The following is a 15,537-nucleotide window of genomic DNA, read 5'->3' as shown; positions in this document are numbered from 1 at the left end:
GCCCATACAAGGAGTTACGATCATGAAAAAAGTCGAAGCCATCATCAAGCCATTCAAGCTGGACGAGGTTCGCGAAGCATTATCTGACATTGGCATCAACGGCCTGACCGTTACCGAGGTCAAAGGCTTCGGTCGCCAAAAGGGCCATACCGAGCTGTACCGCGGTGCCGAATACGTGGTGGACTTCCTGCCGAAGGTGAAAATCGAGGTGGTGATTGCCGACGATCTGGTAGACCGTGCCATCGAATCCATCGTTGCTGCCGCTCGCACCGGCAAGATCGGCGACGGCAAGATTTTTGTTTACCCGGTGGAGCAAGTGGTGCGCATCCGTACCGGCGAAACCGGCGAAGACGCGGTCTGACCCACTCTGCCTGTCAGCACCTTGCCCTGCTTTTCAAGGCCACCTTAGCGGTGGCCTTTTTCATGCCTATCACCCCGCCGCAGGCAAGAAAAAACCGCCCGGTAAGGGCGGTTTGCTTGGTGTGCGGGTTTAGCCCCAGAACTGCCACCACGGCAGCTGGCGCGGCTCCCACGGCGCGCTGAGGTATACGCTTTGCGGGAAGTTCAGCGCCAGGATGCGGCGGGTGTCTTCCTGCAGTTGCTTCAAGCCCAACTTGCCGTAGGCCTGCTCCATGATGGCCAGCGCCTCTTCGTTATGGCCGGTGTTGGCATATTCCTGCACCACGGTTTGTGCACGATTGGCTGCTGCCAGCCATGCGCCCCGTTTCATGTAGTAGCGGGCGGCATGCATTTCGTGACCGCCCAGTGCACGTGCCAGTTTGCCCATCTTGTCGGCGGCATCTTCGGCATAGCGGCTGTCCGGGTAGCGGGTGATCAGCTCTTTGAAGCTGTTAAACGAGTCGCGGGCGGCCTTGGGGTCGCGTTCGCTGTTGTCCTGCCCGGTGGCGCGGGCAAGAAAGCTGCTGTCGTCGTTGTAATGCACCAAACCCTTCAGGTAGTACAGGTAATCCGCATTCGGGTGGGTGGGGTACAGACGCAAGAAGCGGTTGGCAGCTGCCAGCGCCAGCTCCGGCTCGCTATCCTTGTAGTGGGTGTAGGCCTGCTCCATCAGCGCCTGCTGCGCTTGGCGACCGTAGGGAAAACGGGCCTGCAGGGTTTCGTACAGCTTGATGGCGCGCGTGTAGTTGCCACCGTTCATTTCTTCGTGAGCGCTGGCGTAGATCTGGTCTACCGTCCAGCCGCGGGTTTCATCCTGCGGCTCCACCGAGGCGCAGCCGGCCATCAACAGCACGGCCAGCAAGGCTACAAAGCTTTTTTTCATGGGGTGTCCTTGTTTCACTGCGCACGATTATAACCAAAACTGTTGTGTGCGCACGTCTGGCAGCACTTTCTCACTTGCCAAGCTGCCATTGCTTACTTTGCCTGGAACAGAAAGGCGCCCACCAGCAGATAAAAAACCCTGCATGCGCCGGCATGCAGGGTTGGTCTTGTCAGCGGTGGCCAGGGCCGGCCACCGTGGCTGATATCAGGTGCCGATGCGGCCGCCATCGTTCTTGATGATCATCACCGTGGCCGAGCGCGGACGTTGGCCCGCACCGTAGCCGGCATTGGACGGCCACTGGCTCACATACTTGCTCGGGTCGCCCAGCTCGCTGACGGCAATGCCGTCGCCGGGGTGCTGCACGTTGACGAACATCACCTTGCCGTCCGGGGTTTCGGCCACGCCGGTAATCTCGCAACCTTTCGGGCCTACCAGGAAGCGCTTGAGCGTGTCGTTGGTAGGTTTTTTGCCGACATAGGTGTCAACCACCACGCTGCCGTTGGCAACCGACACCTTGCCGCCGTCGCCTACGCGGCCCGGCAGCGCGGCCAGCATCTGGTCATTGGTGACGTCGCTGTAGGCGCCGTCGTCGGTCTGGATCCAGCAAATGCCGGTGCTGTCGGCAAACTGCAAGCCGTCCGGGCTGGAGAAATCGTTGCTGTCGCCCAGGCCGGACAGGTTGATGCTGGCCGGAGCGCTGGATTCGGCGCCAAACAGGTAAATGTCCCACTTGAAGCTGGTGCTGTCGGCATCGCCCTGCTCGGCAATGCGGATGATATGGCCGTTCACGTTGCCGCGCTGGGTGCTGGTGCCGTTCTTGATGTCGGCATAGCTGCGCGGGTTGGCCGCATTCACCACTTTGCTGGCATCACTGCCGCTGGTAACGCGGCTGCTGTTATTGGTCAGCGTGAAATAGATGTCACCGGTGGTCGGGTGGGTAGAGCTCCACTCCGGGCGGTCCATCTTGGTGGCGCCAGCCGCGTCTGCCGCCAGGCGGGCATTCACCACAACATCGGCCTGGTCGGCAAAGGCATAGGTGGCGTAGCCTGCCACCAGCGGGTTGGCCAGCGACAGCTCCAGCCAGGTGCCGGTACCGTCGGCGTTGAATTGGGCCGCATACAGCTTGCCGTTATCCAGGTATTTGTCGCCGGTGGCCATCGGGTCTGCCGGGTTGGCGTCGGCCGGGTCCCAGTTGGCGTTCGATACATACTTATAAATGTATTCGAACTGCGAGTCGTCACCCATATAAATGGCCAGCGGTTTGCCAGGCTTCAGCAGCGAGAACGCCGCCCCCTCGTGGGCAAAGCGGCCGGTAGCGGTACGCTTCTTCACTACGCTGGTCGGGTTGTACGGGTTGATCTCGGTCAGGTAGCCCTGGCCGTTGATCTCGTTACGGAAGTCGTCGGCAGCGGTAGCGCCGGTGGCGGTAATGTCCCAGCGTGCGTAGCGCTCGTCCGTGCCTGCGGTCTCCCAGCCATAGCGGCTGGCCTTGTTGACGCCACGGCCGTAGCGGGTCAGCGCCACGGCTTCTTTGGCGCTGCGTGCGGCGGCGTCACTGCCGCGCTTGAAGTATCCGGCCCAGTTTTCTTCGCCGGTCAGCAGCGTGCCCCACGGTGTTTTGCCGGTACCGCAGTTGTTGACGGTGCCGCGGGTGCGGGTGCCGTCGGTGGAGAACTTGGTCACCAGCAGGCTGCTGCCACGCGCCGGGCCGCTCAGCTCGATGGTGGTATGCGCGGTAACGCGGCGGTTAAAGCTGCTGGTGGGCACGGTGGCAAAGCGGCCATTGTTGCCTTTGGTCACTTCCACGATCGCCACACCGTGGCAATCGATTTCGATATCCACTTCGCTGGCCAGGCGGTTGCTACCGGCGGTCTGGCCATTGGCGTGCAGCGTCACTTCGTCGATGTATTCGTGGTTGATGCCCAGCAGGCCACGGCTGGCGCCTTTCTGGTCGGCCTTGCCGGCGGCGTTCAGGCCAAAATACTGCATGCCGTCGTGGTGGTCGCCGCTACGCTTGTCGTAGCCAGTGTCAGTGCCGTCGTTCTTGAAGGCTGCCACGCCGGCGAACATCGGGTCGCCCTTGGCAAAAATCACGCTGGCGGTATAACCCTCCGGTACGATGAAGGCGTCTGCCACGCTTTTGGCCACCGGTTTGAAGCCCAGCAGCGTTTCGCTGGCTGCCGCCGGCGCGCTGCTGCCGGAAGACCCACCCAGACCCAGACAGCCGGTCAGGCCCATGCTGCCGAATACGGCGGCGCCGGCACTGCTGCGCAGCAGGCCGCGGCGGCTCATGCTGACGGCCAGGATATCCTGCATGCTTGGGTTGGCAGAGGTGTTATTACCCACGTCATCCGGGTCGCGGCCATCGGGTAGCGGGGTGAAGTTATTTTTGCTCATGATGTGCTTGTGTAAGTTGATTTATCGGGCAAAACAGCCGTTTGATAGTAAGTGTTTGGCATTACCTGCCGGTTAATGCGCTGTTTCAGGGTTGTTACCTGTCAACTTGTGCCAAATATTCGCAGGCCATTGCTGCGATATGCCGCTTGCCGTACGCGCATTGCCGGCCCGTGCCCGCTGCTCCTGGCGCGTACGCGGCAGGACAAGCTGGCCGCAGTGCTTTAAAATCGCTCGATTTACCTCACGCCATACCGCCATGAACGAACAAGACATCCTCGCCGACGACCTGCTGGACGACGACCTCACCGACAGCGCCAGCGAAGGCCAGGCCGGCGCTGAGGCGCAACAGCTCACCGTACCCTACGATTTTTCCGGCGAACGCCTGGACGCGGCCCTGTCGCGCCTGCTGCCGGACTACTCGCGCAGCCGCATCACGCAATGGATCAAAGACGGCAAGGTCCTGCTGGACGGCAAACAACAGCCGGGCAAGACCAAGCTGCTGGGCGGCGAAGTCATTACCGTGGAAGTGATTCCGCAGCCGGAGGCGCTGGCCTACACCGCCGAGCCGGTAGACTTCCCCGTCATCTACGAAGACGAACACATCCTGGTAGTGAACAAACCCGCCGGCCTGGTGGTGCACCCTGCCGCCGGCAACTGGAGCGGCACCCTGCTGAACGGCCTGCTGCACCGCAACCCGGAGCTGGCACACATTCCGCGCGCCGGCATCGTGCACCGCCTGGACAAAGACACCTCCGGCCTGATGGTGGTGGCCAAAACGCTGCTGGCGCAGACCGACCTGGTGCAGCAGCTGCAAGCCCGCACCGTCAAACGCATCTACCGTTGCGTCGCCACCGGCGTGGTGCCCTACGACGGCAAGATCGAAACGCTGATCGGCCGCGACCCGCACAACCGCCTGCGCATGGCTGTGGTGCGCTTCGGCGGCAAGCCGGCCATTACCCACCTGCGCGTGCTGGAGCGTTACGAAGACTTCAGCTACGTCGAGTGCAAGCTGGAAACCGGCCGCACCCACCAGATTCGCGTCCACATGCGCGAAGCCAAGCACCCGCTGGCCGGCGACCCGGCCTACGGCAACCCGCGCCACCACGGCAGCGAAGCCGCCGATGCCGCCATCAAGGCGATGAACCGCCAGGCGCTGCACGCCTTCTCGCTGGCGCTGGTGCACCCGGCCACGCGCAAGGAAATGGGCTGGAAAGCGCCGCTGCCGGACGACATGAAGCAGCTGCTGGCGCTGCTGCGTGCCGAGCGCGACGAGAAGTTTGCCGCCGCCAACGCCAAAGCCGCTGCCAAGGCCAGTGAGTTTGACGACGATGACGACGACTGGGACGACGAAGACTACGACGTGGAAGTGCACTATGTACGCTAAGCCGATGCACACGCCGGCAGCCGACCTGGGCAGCTTTGCTGCCGACTGGCCGGCGGCGGCCAACGTGGGCAGCCTGGTCACCACCCGCCAGGGCGGTGTCAGCCCGGCGCCGTACGCCAGCCTGAACCTGGGCGACCACGTTGGCGACGACGCGGCCAACGTGGCGGCCAACCGAGCGCTGCTGCGCCAGCAGCTGCCGGCCGAGCCGGCCTGGCTGCAGCAGGTGCACGGCATTGCCGTGGTGGACGCTGCCACGGTAACGCCCGGCAGCGTGCCGGTCGCCGACGCCAGTTTCAGCCGCACCCCCGGCGTGGTGTGCGCGGTGATGACCGCCGACTGCCTGCCGGTGCTGCTGGCCGACCGTGACGGTACCGTAGTGGGCGCCGCCCACGCCGGCTGGCGCGGCCTGTGTGGCGGCGTTATCGAAGCCACGCTGGACGCCATGCAGGTGAATGCGGCCAACGTCATCGCCTACCTTGGGCCGGCCATCGGCCCGGATGCGTTCGAAGTGGGCGCCGAGGTGCGCGCCGCCTTCGTGGCGCACGATGCACGCGCCGATAGCGCCTTCGAACCGATCGGCAACGACAAATACCTGGCCGACATCTACCAGCTGGCCCGGCAACGCTTGGCCGCCGCCGGCGTGAATGCCGTCTACGGCGGTGACGCCTGCACCGTGATCGAGCGCGAGCGCTTCTTTTCCTACCGCCGCGACCAGGTCACTGGCCGGATGGCCAGCCTGATCTGGCTCAAATAACCACAACATCTTGTGGGTCAAGGGCGGCTGCGGCCGCCCTTGTTGCTTTTTGGGCGTCGCAAGCACGCAACAGACGTCATAAACGCCGCGCTGTGGCAAAAGCGCCGCAGCGGCAAACCCTTGTTGCAGCTACACCCCCTGCCCGCCCCTGGCCTGGCGACAAAAATAACTTTGCCCCGCAAAGCCAATACTGGCGCGGCTTTCAGCTTTTTGCCAAGGCTGTCAAGACTTGCCCGCACATCACTTCAACACTAGAATTTGCGTCGCTTTCCGGTCAAAACAGCATATATTGTGTTTGTGCACAGCTGGCACACAGCTTATCTACAGAGTTGTCCACAGCTGCCGCGCAGCCCTGCTGCCCGACCGCGTCGCGCCCGGCACCGTTGCCCTGGCAACCGCCGCCCGCGCCGCTCACCGAACAACCAAGCTAAATCACGAGGCCACTGCCAATGTCACTGACCACCACCGACGCCAACACCGCCGCCGAGCTGGGCCGCGCCGCCGCCCCGCAGGACGACTACAGCCAGTACAAGACCATTCGCCGCAATGGCGCCGTGGTGGCGTTCGAGCCGGTTAAGATCTCCATCGCCGTTACCAAGGCCTTTCTGGCGGTGATGGGTTCGCAGAGCGTCAACTCTGCCAGCATCCGCGACAAGGTGGCCCAGCTGACCGAGGCCGTAGTCAGCGCGCTGATGCGTCGCAAGCCCGAAGGCGGCGCCATTCACATCGAAGACATCCAGGACCAGGTAGAACTGTCGCTGATGCGCGCCGGTGAACACGACGTGGCCCGTGCCTACGTACTGTACCGCGAACAACGTGCCCAAGACCGCGCCGCCCGCGGCGAAGCGCTGCACCAGATCCAGATCAACGTCACCCGCAAGGATGGCCGCAAGCTGCCGCTGGACGTTGCCCGCCTGCGCGCCAGCATCGAATCTGCTTGCCAAGGCCTGGCCGCCACCGACGTGGACGCCATCCTGTCCGAAACGCTGAAGAACATCTACGACGGCGTCAGCGAAGAAGAAGTCAACAAGTCCGCCATCCTGGCCGCCCGCGCCCTGATCGAACAGGACCCGGCCTACGATTACGTGACCGCCCGCCTGCTGCTGGGCAACATCCGTCTGGAAATCCTGGGCGAAGCCATTGCCCAGGAAGAAATGGGCGAGCACTACCCGCTGTACTTCCCCGACTTCATCAAGAAAGGCATTGCCGCCGAACTGCTGGATGAAAAACTGGCCGAGTACGACCTGAAAAAACTGGGCGCCGCGCTGAAACCGGAACGCGACCTGCAGTTTGGCTACCTGGGCCTGCAAACCCTGTACGACCGCTACTTCCTGCACGTGGACGACGTACGCATCGAAATGCCGCAAGCGTTCTACATGCGCGTCGCCATGGGCCTGGCACTGAACGAAGTGAACCGCGAAGACAGCGCCATTGCGTTCTACAACGTGCTGTCCAGCTTCGACTTCATGTCGTCCACCCCCACGCTGTTCAACGCCGGCACCCGTCGCAGCCAGCTGTCCAGCTGCTACCTGACCACCATCGCCGATGACCTCGACGGCATCTACGAAGGCATCAAGGAAAACGCGCTGCTGTCCAAGTTTGCCGGCGGCCTGGGCAACGACTGGACCCCGGTGCGCGCCATGGGCAGCCACATCAAGGGCACCAACGGCAAATCGCAAGGCGTGGTGCCGTTCCTGAAAGTGGTGAACGACACCGCCGTCGCCGTAAACCAGGGTGGCAAGCGCAAAGGCGCCGTGTGTGCCTACCTGGAAACCTGGCACGCCGACATCGAAGAATTCCTGGAGCTGCGCAAGAACACCGGTGACGACCGCCGCCGCACCCACGACATGAACACCGCCAACTGGATTCCGGACCTGTTCATGAAGCGCGTGATGGAAGGTGGCGAGTGGAGCCTGTTCTCGCCTAGCGAAACCCCGGACCTGCACGACATCTATGGCCAAGCCTTCGAAAAAGCCTACACCGCCTACGAAGAAAAAGGCCGTCGCGGCGAGCTGCGCGTGTTCAAACAGATTCCGGCACTGAGCCTGTGGCGCAAGATGCTGACCATGCTGTTTGAAACCGGCCACCCGTGGATCACCTTCAAGGACCCGTGCAACATCCGCAGCCCGCAGCAGCACATGGGCGTGGTACACAGCAGCAACCTGTGCACAGAGATCACCCTGAACACCAACGACGACGAAATCGCCGTCTGCAACCTGGGTTCCGTCAACCTGGCCCGCCACCTGAAGCAAGGCGCCAACGGTCTGGAGCTGGACACCGAGAAGCTGCAACGCACCGTTCGCGTGGCCCTGCGCATGCTGGACAACGTGATCGACATCAACTTCTACCCGGTGAAGAAAGCACGCAACTCCAACCTGAAGCACCGCCCGGTAGGCATGGGCATCATGGGCTTCCAGGACTGCCTGCACCAGATGCGCGTACCGTACGCCAGCGACGCTGCCGTGGAATTTGCTGACGTATCGATGGAAGCCGTGGCCTACTACGCCTACCTGGCCTCCACCGAGCTGGCCGAAGAGCGTGGCCGCTACCCGTCGTACAAAGGCAGCCTGTGGGACCGTGGCATCCTGCCGCACGACAGCATCAACCTGCTGGCGTCCGAGCGCGGCGGCTACCTGGAAATGGACCGCAGCGAACGCATGGACTGGGCCAGCCTGCGCAAGCGCATTGCCGACCACGGCATGCGTAACTCCAACGTACTGGCGATTGCGCCGACGGCCACCATCGCCAACATCATTGGCGTGTCTGCGTCCATCGAGCCGACCTACCAGAACCTGTTCGTGAAATCCAACCTGTCCGGCGAATTCACCGTCACCAACGAATACCTGGTGCGCGACCTGAAAAAACTGGGCCTGTGGGACGAAGTGATGGTGGCCGACCTGAAATACTTCGACGGCAGCCTGGGCCGCATCGACCGCGTACCGGCCGAGCTGAAAGCCATCTACGCCACCGCGTTCGAAGTGGACCCGAGCTGGCTGGTAGAAGCCGCCAGCCGTCGCCAGAAATGGATCGACCAGGCACAGTCGCTGAACCTGTACATGGCCGGCGCCTCGGGCAAAAAACTGGACGAGCTGTACAAGCTGGCCTGGGTAAAAGGCCTGAAAACCACCTACTACCTGCGCACCCTGGGCGCCAGCTCGGCCGAGAAATCCACCGGCCGTGGCGGCGAACTGAACGCCGTACCGGTAGCAGGCGGTGCCGCTGCTGCTGCAGCCGCCGCACCGGCCGCCGTGGTGGACACCACCCCGGCCACCGATGCCAAGTTCTGCAGCATCGACAACCCGGACTGCGAAAGCTGCCAGTAAACACGGCCCGCGCCCGACCCTTCCCCGCCGGTAAAGGGTCAACGCAACACCGTAGCCCGGATAAGGCGCTAGCCGCATCCGGGGAAGCAGCCCAGCCGACACCTTAGCCTCCCTCTCCCTCAGGGAGGGGAACGGGGTGAGGGAAACGTAGCCCGGATAAGGCGTAGCCGCATCCGGGAAACCGGCAAAAAACAAGCAGCACCCAAGGTTGGCCGCACGCGGCCAACCCATCCTCAAACCGGTTGCCCCGCAGCCGGTTTCGGGATGACGCGGCGCCCTCCCACCAGACGGCGCGCCAGATGCACGTTCAACCCCATACCGTAATCGGAGCAAGAATAATGAGCCTGTCCTTCGACGATACCCCCGCCGTTGCCACCCCCGCTGCCAACACCGAAGGCCGCGTCAACGCCGTGGACAAACGCGTGATCAACGGCAAGACCGACGTCAACCAGCTGGTGCCGTTCAAGCACAAATGGGCCTGGGAAAAATACCTGGCCCAGTGCGCCAACCACTGGATGCCGCAAGAAGTGAACATGCAGCGCGACATCGAGCAATGGAAAACCGGCCAGCTCACCGAAGACGAAATGCGCATCGTCAAGCGTAACCTGGGCTTCTTCGTCACCGCCGACAGCCTGGCCGCCAACAACATCGTACTGGGCACCTACCGCCAGATCACCAGCCCGGAATGCCGCCAGTACCTGCTGCGCCAGGCCTTCGACGAAGCCATCCACACCCACGCCTACCAGTACATCGTGGAAAGCCTGGGCCTGGACGAAGGCGAAGTGTTCAACGCCTACAACGAAATCAAATCCATCCGTGACAAGGACGAGTTCCTGCTGCCGTTCATCGACGTGCTGTGCAACCCGGAATTCAAGACCGGCACCCTGGAAACCGACCAGACCCTGCTGAAATCGCTGATCGTGTTTGCCTGCATCATGGAAGGCCTGTTCTTCTACGTCGGCTTCGTGCAAATCCTGGCGCTGGGCCGCCAGAACAAGATGACCGGCGCCGCCGAACAGTACCAGTACATCCTGCGCGACGAGTCCAGCCACTGCAACTTCGGTATCGACCTGATCAACACCATCAAGCTGGAACAGCCGGAAATCTGGACCGACAGCTTCAAGGCCGAGATCGTGGAACTGTTCAAGAAAGCGGTAGACCTGGAATACGCCTACGCCGAAGACACCATGCCGCGCGGCGTACTGGGCCTGAACGCCAGCATGTTCAAGGAATACCTGCGCTTCATCGCCAACCGCCGCATGCAACAGATCGGCCTGGAGCAGCTGTTCCCCGGCGTAAACAACCCGTTCCCGTGGATGAGCGAGATGATCGACCTGAAGAAAGAGAAAAACTTCTTCGAGACGCGCGTGACCGAGTACCAGACTGGCGGCGCGCTGAGCTGGGATTGATATCTGTCAGAAATCGGAAAGCTTGAAATTTTGTAGTCAAAATTTGCAATTTCCGATAGCCAAAGCATGAAATCTAATTTGGCACCATGAGAAAGGACTGTAATGCAGAGTCTTTCTCATGGTGCGGGGAGCCAGTAAGGATTGGGCTGTTAGTAACAAGTGGGTGCCGATCTCTTACTACTCGTTAGGGTTCGTAGTCTGTCCGGCATAAAACTTGTATGCTAATTTACGATGAAAGGCTATTGATTTTGCATCAATAGCCCCAAGATAAATTAAACATGGCGAAGGCGAGGGATTGTTATGTCGGCGCAGCGCAGCGGTATAAAGATACTATGCCTCAACGGTGGAGGAGCCAGGGGGCTATTCACTATAAACGTACTTGCTGAGATTGAGCGTATCATCGAAGCTAAAACCGGGCAGGAACAGGTTAAAGCTGGAGATTACTTCGATCTCATTACCGGCACCTCCATAGGTGGCATATTGGCACTAGGCTTAGCGGCGGGGAAAAGTGCTAGGGAGCTGGAGGCTGTTTTTCGCACACAAGCCCCCATAATCTTCCCATCAAGACCCTCATGGCTGCAAAAATTGCGTGCAGCATTTTCCCCACGCTATTGCAGTCAGCCCCTCTTGGATGCTGTGGTCAGCATGGTCGGCAAAGAGACCACATTCAACGATCTAGATCGCCGGGTCATGATCCCTGCAGTTAATCTATCTACCGGTAAGCCACAGTTCTTTAAGACGCCACACAATCCACAGTTTAATCGAGATGGTCGCCTTAAGCTGGTGGATGCGGCCATGGCAACTTCGGCGGCTCCGACTTATTTCAAACCACATTACTGTGCAGATCTAGATTCGTACTTTGCTGATGGGGGGCTTGTTGCTAACAACCCCAGCTTCATAGGCCTGCATGAAGTTTTCCGAGACATGACGAGCGATTTCCCTGACGCAACCGTCAGCGATGTCACAATACTAAATATCGGTACTCTGGGCGAAGAATATACTGTGAGCCCTTCTGCTCTTGGCGCACGCTTCAACAATGGTTACTTTGGGCTATGGGGGATGGGTGAGCGGTTGGTATTGACAACTATGACGGCCAACCAGTTGCTCCACAAAGCGATGTTGCTTCGCGAACTCAGAACAGACAATGCTGAGGACAATTATGTCTACCTTGATGACACCATTCCCAATGAAGCAGCGTCCGATATTACGCTAGACAATGCAAGTGAGAGCAGTCTTCGCAATCTCGCAAGCCGTGGTAAGCAACTGGCCACGGATGAGTTCACCAAAAATGCTAGATTGCAGGCTTTTTTCGAGCGCCAGGCAGCTCCGTTCAACTGTCAAAAGTCTGTCCAACTGGAGAATACATAATGGCTTGGAATTTTCACCGTTATTTCAATGATCGCTCCGATGGGCTTATTAGCAAGTTAAAACTGGATGACGATCGGGTCAAAATTCTTAAGGCCCTACGTCAGTCGGTCCGCACCCGTACCAAAGAGGTTTTTGAGGAAGCCAAAAAACTCGTTGAGGTGTCGAACGTAACACTGTCGCTAGAAAATTTTACCGAACAGGTTGCGAACACCAAGCTCAAACACCTGAGTCGGCAGGCTCAGGCTGAAGTTGCACTGCTTATCAAAAATATGGATGAGAGTGCGCGTCAGGCATTTCTAAATCTAACGCCACGATTCTGGACTCAAGGTAGTTTTCAGTATGACACCCTTAACAATCCATACGCCACTCCACCACAGGAAATGGATATTGATGATGGCACGTACCTACCTATGGCAATCTTTGAAGATCGCCCAGTAATTGGTCATCGTCTTCTTTTGCTTCTTGTCGACTCGTCGCTGAAGTCTTTGGTTCATGAAAATAATGGTTGGGAGTTTGAAGCGAAGCGTACCTGTGCTCGCATCAAAATACCCGAAATGAATACTCACATTGATGTACCAATGTATGCCATTCCCAAAGAGAAGTTTCTACTGAAGGAAGCTGTTCTTGCAAAATCTATTGGCAATGAAGCACTGGATTCTGCAGGAAATATGAGTACCCCGTATTCTTATAGCCGGGCCGACTACGAACTCGATGAGGACTGTGTAAATCTTGCCATTCGTGAGGGCGAGCAAAAATGGATCAAAAGTGATCCCAAAATTGTTGAAGATTGGTTCAATGATAGTTGCGAGCGCATTGGTCCCCACCTGCGAGAAGTCTGTCGCTTCATGAAGTCATGGCGCGATGTCCAATGGAAAGACGGAGGTGGTCCCTCATCCATTTCTCTCATGGCAGCAACCGTCAGCATTCTTGATCGCATTCCGCACAACAAGCACGACCTTGGAGCAACAATGAAGATTGTTGCCACTCACCTTCCTGACGAGTTTTCTGCCGGGGTAGGAAGTCCCGACCATACCGATGAGAAACCGCTTTTCCCCTCACTTGATCAACATGGGAGTCGTGAACGAGAAATCATGGAGAGGCTCTCAGATCTAAAAGACATCATAGACCAGGCGGAAAAATCCTTGACCAAGGAACTTGCTTTAGACTGTATCAATAGAGCATTTGGCCTTCGTGTAATTAAAAGCGAACTGATTGTCAGTGCCCAGTCCGCCCCTGCGTTCACCCGTGAGCCAGCTACTGAAAGCAAGGCTGTGCGCATCAGTCCCACCATGGCGAGTGGTTAAGCTACGTGTCCAGTAGTGATCTACATCAAGCACTGCTGAGCTGTGGTTATGTTTACACCAAAGCTCAGCACATTCAAAGTGACACGCCGCTGCTCGTTCACGACAAAGCTAAAGGCTTTTACGTAAAAAGTTACAAAACCGCCGGTGGCGTGTTTAATGTTGCGTTACGCTTTACCGGCGATCCGTATATTACGCTACCCACAGCTTACGTCCTTAAAATACCAGATCAATACATCGGACGCTTGCTACCCCACATCAACATGGGGTGGTACCTATGCTATGTAAAAGAAATGGAGGCCGACTGGGATCCTAATGATTTAAGAGGAATCTATCATCAGGTTGACGCCCAAATTCAGTTAACATTGGATACAGCCGTAGCGTCAATTATTGAGGGGGCTCCTGACGATCAAGAAATGGAAGGTGAATTTTCCTCATACTGGTTGCCGGATGAAGAGTTGTACGTACTTTCCGAGACTGAGGAGAAGAAGGACCTGCGCTGCAGGGTGGCAATCCACCAAGACACTGGAAAAACACCAAGGGCGATCGACGAGGAATGGATTGCCTATGCAGAAGACGATTTAGAAGAGCTTGCTGAATGGTTAAAACAAAGAAAACTAACGTGGCATAACGAAAATACCTTTGTCACCAGCTACTTCAAAATAAAACCTTCGCGCTTAGCCGGAGTGTCTTGGCCCCCCAAGGACTTGCGTGAGGTATTGCAATGGCTCACAGCAGTCGATCTCAGTGCCCGTGCTCGTATTGTGAAGCATTTTGTTACCAACCCTGTCAAACGCCACGTATTGCTGCTTGACGTGCTCCATCAGGACATGGTCGGTCTCTATGTGGAGCTAGATATTGATGCAACCGGGTTGAAAACCTATCCCAAAAAGAAGAGCGGTAAAAGTGGTGTAGGACGAACGGTTAAACATAGCACGGTAATTACGTGCCTCTCCGCCAAGCGTGCTACCATAAAATTTATCCGACTCGGGATCACGAGGGCTGATAGAAAAACCATTCTGAGCCGTAATCGTCGTCGCTCGACCTCTGGTGATTTAAGTACCAAAAGAATCGCTCTCATTGGATGTGGCACCATTGGAGGGTATCTTTCTGGTTTATTGCTTCGTTCCGGCGCTGGATGTGGTCACGCTAAATTTGATCTTTATGACCATGATTCATTTGGCCCTCATAATTTCGGGCGCCATCCGTTATCAACGGCTCATTTTGGCCAAAATAAGGCAGTCGCAATTGCGGCAACTCTCAAGTCATCAACCCACCTGAATTGCAATGTGGAAGGTAAACCAATAAATTTCCTTATTTATCCAGAATCATTGGCTAAATATGACATTATAATTGACGCTACTGGCCGCCCGCCCGTCTCAAAGCGCCTTGCACATGTTGTTCGTAAATTACCTCATGACAAAAGGCCATTAATCATTCATGGTTTCAATGATGGAAATGGCCGATCTTCCAAAGTAGTTGTTGACGATGGTAGTTGTTGCTTTGGGTGCTTGATCGCCGATCCTGCATTTTACAAAAATGGCTTCGATATTCGGTTTAAAGATATCATCAACAATGATGAGAGACATGTTAGTTGTGGCAATACATACACCCCCTATGATGCAGCTGTCAGCGTAATTACCGCAAGCATGATTCAAGAAGCCGTGCTCTCTAGCTTGGAACCAAGTTTGAGCTGGACATATAGCGAACACATGCTGGACGGAAGTCGATCCAGACAGCCGCGCCATCTACCACGTCACTCCAATTGCAATATTTGCCATGATTAACACTGAGTTGACGTTTAAAGATGATTCTGGCGGTTTGCTCGTGATCATGCCCTCTGCTGTAAACCGATTGCTAGATTATCGGCAGATTGACTCGTCCAGCACTGAGGCCGCGGGGGTTCTTATTGGCGAGCGCCGAGGGGTGCATCTGGTCATCCATGAAATTTCGGAACCCGGAAAAGGTGATATTCGAAGCCGCTGCTTTGTTGATCGTCGTGGCGAGCACCACCAGGCGGCTATCGATGAAGCTTTTGTTCGTTCTTCAGGAAAGCTTCAGTACTTAGGAGAGTGGCACACTCACCCAGAGGATCGACCATCTCCCTCGCCGAAGGATTTAGGGACTTGGCGTCGCCATCTTGTTGCACAAGAACAAATGGCTCTGGTGATTATTGGTTGTTGTCAAATATGGGCGGGGAAAAAAATTGGGAACGATATTTTTCCACTTCTCAAAATTTAGCAACTAACATAAATATGTGTCAGTTATACCGAAATCTGGACTTCATCTCTGCACAAGACACATGCTTTTGCATAAGGT

General features: G+C 57.6%; 11 protein-coding genes. 9 read left to right on the top strand and 2 right to left on the bottom strand.

Annotated elements, in window-relative coordinates:
- The first annotated feature begins 22 nt into the window (after positions 1-22).
- Positions 23-361, top strand: a complete 339-nt coding sequence (locus ACK4FZ_RS01425; protein WP_144373909.1) for a P-II family nitrogen regulator — start codon at positions 23-25, stop codon at positions 359-361.
- A 129-nt stretch (positions 362-490) separates the two neighbouring features.
- On the opposite strand, the gene ACK4FZ_RS01420 is transcribed toward ACK4FZ_RS01425, so the two are convergent.
- Both ACK4FZ_RS01420 and ACK4FZ_RS01415 read right to left on the bottom strand, forming a co-directional pair.
- Positions 491-1,282 carry an outer membrane protein assembly factor BamD gene (locus ACK4FZ_RS01420; protein ID WP_409817956.1) on the bottom strand — a complete coding sequence of 264 codons (792 nt, stop codon included), beginning with the start codon at positions 1,280-1,282 and terminating at the stop codon, positions 491-493.
- Positions 1,283-1,486: 204 nt separating this feature from the next.
- Positions 1,487-3,679 (bottom strand): PhoX family protein, encoded by a 2,193-nt coding sequence (locus tag ACK4FZ_RS01415; RefSeq protein WP_409817955.1) that lies wholly within the window; start codon positions 3,677-3,679, stop codon positions 1,487-1,489.
- A 256-nt stretch (positions 3,680-3,935) separates the two neighbouring features.
- Here ACK4FZ_RS01415 and rluD point away from each other — a divergent pair, with 256 nt between their 5' ends.
- The 8 genes from rluD to ACK4FZ_RS01375 all read left to right on the top strand — a co-directional run bounded on the left by rluD (position 3,936) and on the right by ACK4FZ_RS01375 (position 15,459).
- Positions 3,936-5,063 (top strand): 23S rRNA pseudouridine(1911/1915/1917) synthase RluD, encoded by a 1,128-nt coding sequence (rluD, locus tag ACK4FZ_RS01410; RefSeq protein ID WP_144373906.1) that lies wholly within the window; start codon positions 3,936-3,938, stop codon positions 5,061-5,063.
- On the top strand, positions 5,053-5,817 hold the full coding sequence (gene pgeF / locus ACK4FZ_RS01405; RefSeq protein ID WP_409817954.1) for a peptidoglycan editing factor PgeF: 765 nt from the start codon (positions 5,053-5,055) through the stop codon (positions 5,815-5,817). Before rluD ends, pgeF begins: the two co-directional genes overlap by 11 nt.
- Positions 5,818-6,266: 449 nt before the next feature.
- The gene (locus tag ACK4FZ_RS01400) at positions 6,267-9,140 is read left to right on the top strand and encodes a ribonucleoside-diphosphate reductase subunit alpha (protein WP_409817953.1); all 2,874 of its coding nucleotides are present in this window, start codon (positions 6,267-6,269) and stop codon (positions 9,138-9,140) included.
- Between the two features lie 338 nt (positions 9,141-9,478).
- On the top strand, positions 9,479-10,549 hold the full coding sequence (locus ACK4FZ_RS01395) for a ribonucleotide-diphosphate reductase subunit beta (RefSeq protein ID WP_144373903.1): 1,071 nt from the start codon (positions 9,479-9,481) through the stop codon (positions 10,547-10,549).
- 300 nt (positions 10,550-10,849) lie between these two features.
- Positions 10,850-11,917, top strand: a complete 1,068-nt coding sequence (locus tag ACK4FZ_RS01390; protein WP_409817952.1) for a CBASS cGAMP-activated phospholipase — start codon at positions 10,850-10,852, stop codon at positions 11,915-11,917.
- The gene (locus tag ACK4FZ_RS01385; RefSeq protein WP_409817951.1) at positions 11,917-13,221 is read left to right on the top strand and encodes a CBASS cGAMP synthase; all 1,305 of its coding nucleotides are present in this window, start codon (positions 11,917-11,919) and stop codon (positions 13,219-13,221) included. The genes ACK4FZ_RS01390 and ACK4FZ_RS01385 overlap by 1 nt, the downstream gene beginning before the upstream one ends.
- A 5-nt stretch (positions 13,222-13,226) precedes the next feature.
- A complete protein-coding gene (locus ACK4FZ_RS01380) occupies positions 13,227-15,005 on the top strand; it encodes an E2/UBC family protein (protein ID WP_409817950.1) in 1,779 nt (592 codons plus the stop codon).
- Positions 14,998-15,459 carry a Mov34/MPN/PAD-1 family protein gene (locus ACK4FZ_RS01375; RefSeq protein ID WP_409817949.1) on the top strand — a complete coding sequence of 154 codons (462 nt, stop codon included), beginning with the start codon at positions 14,998-15,000 and terminating at the stop codon, positions 15,457-15,459. Before ACK4FZ_RS01380 ends, ACK4FZ_RS01375 begins: the two co-directional genes overlap by 8 nt.
- Positions 15,460-15,537: the final 78 nt, after the last annotated feature.

The organism is Vogesella sp. (assembly GCF_046297735.1).
GTDB classification, from domain to species: domain Bacteria; phylum Pseudomonadota; class Gammaproteobacteria; order Burkholderiales; family Chromobacteriaceae; genus Vogesella; species Vogesella urethralis.
The sequence above is the reverse complement of the archived record's forward strand: the minus strand, read 5'-3'. Positions and strand labels throughout refer to the sequence as shown.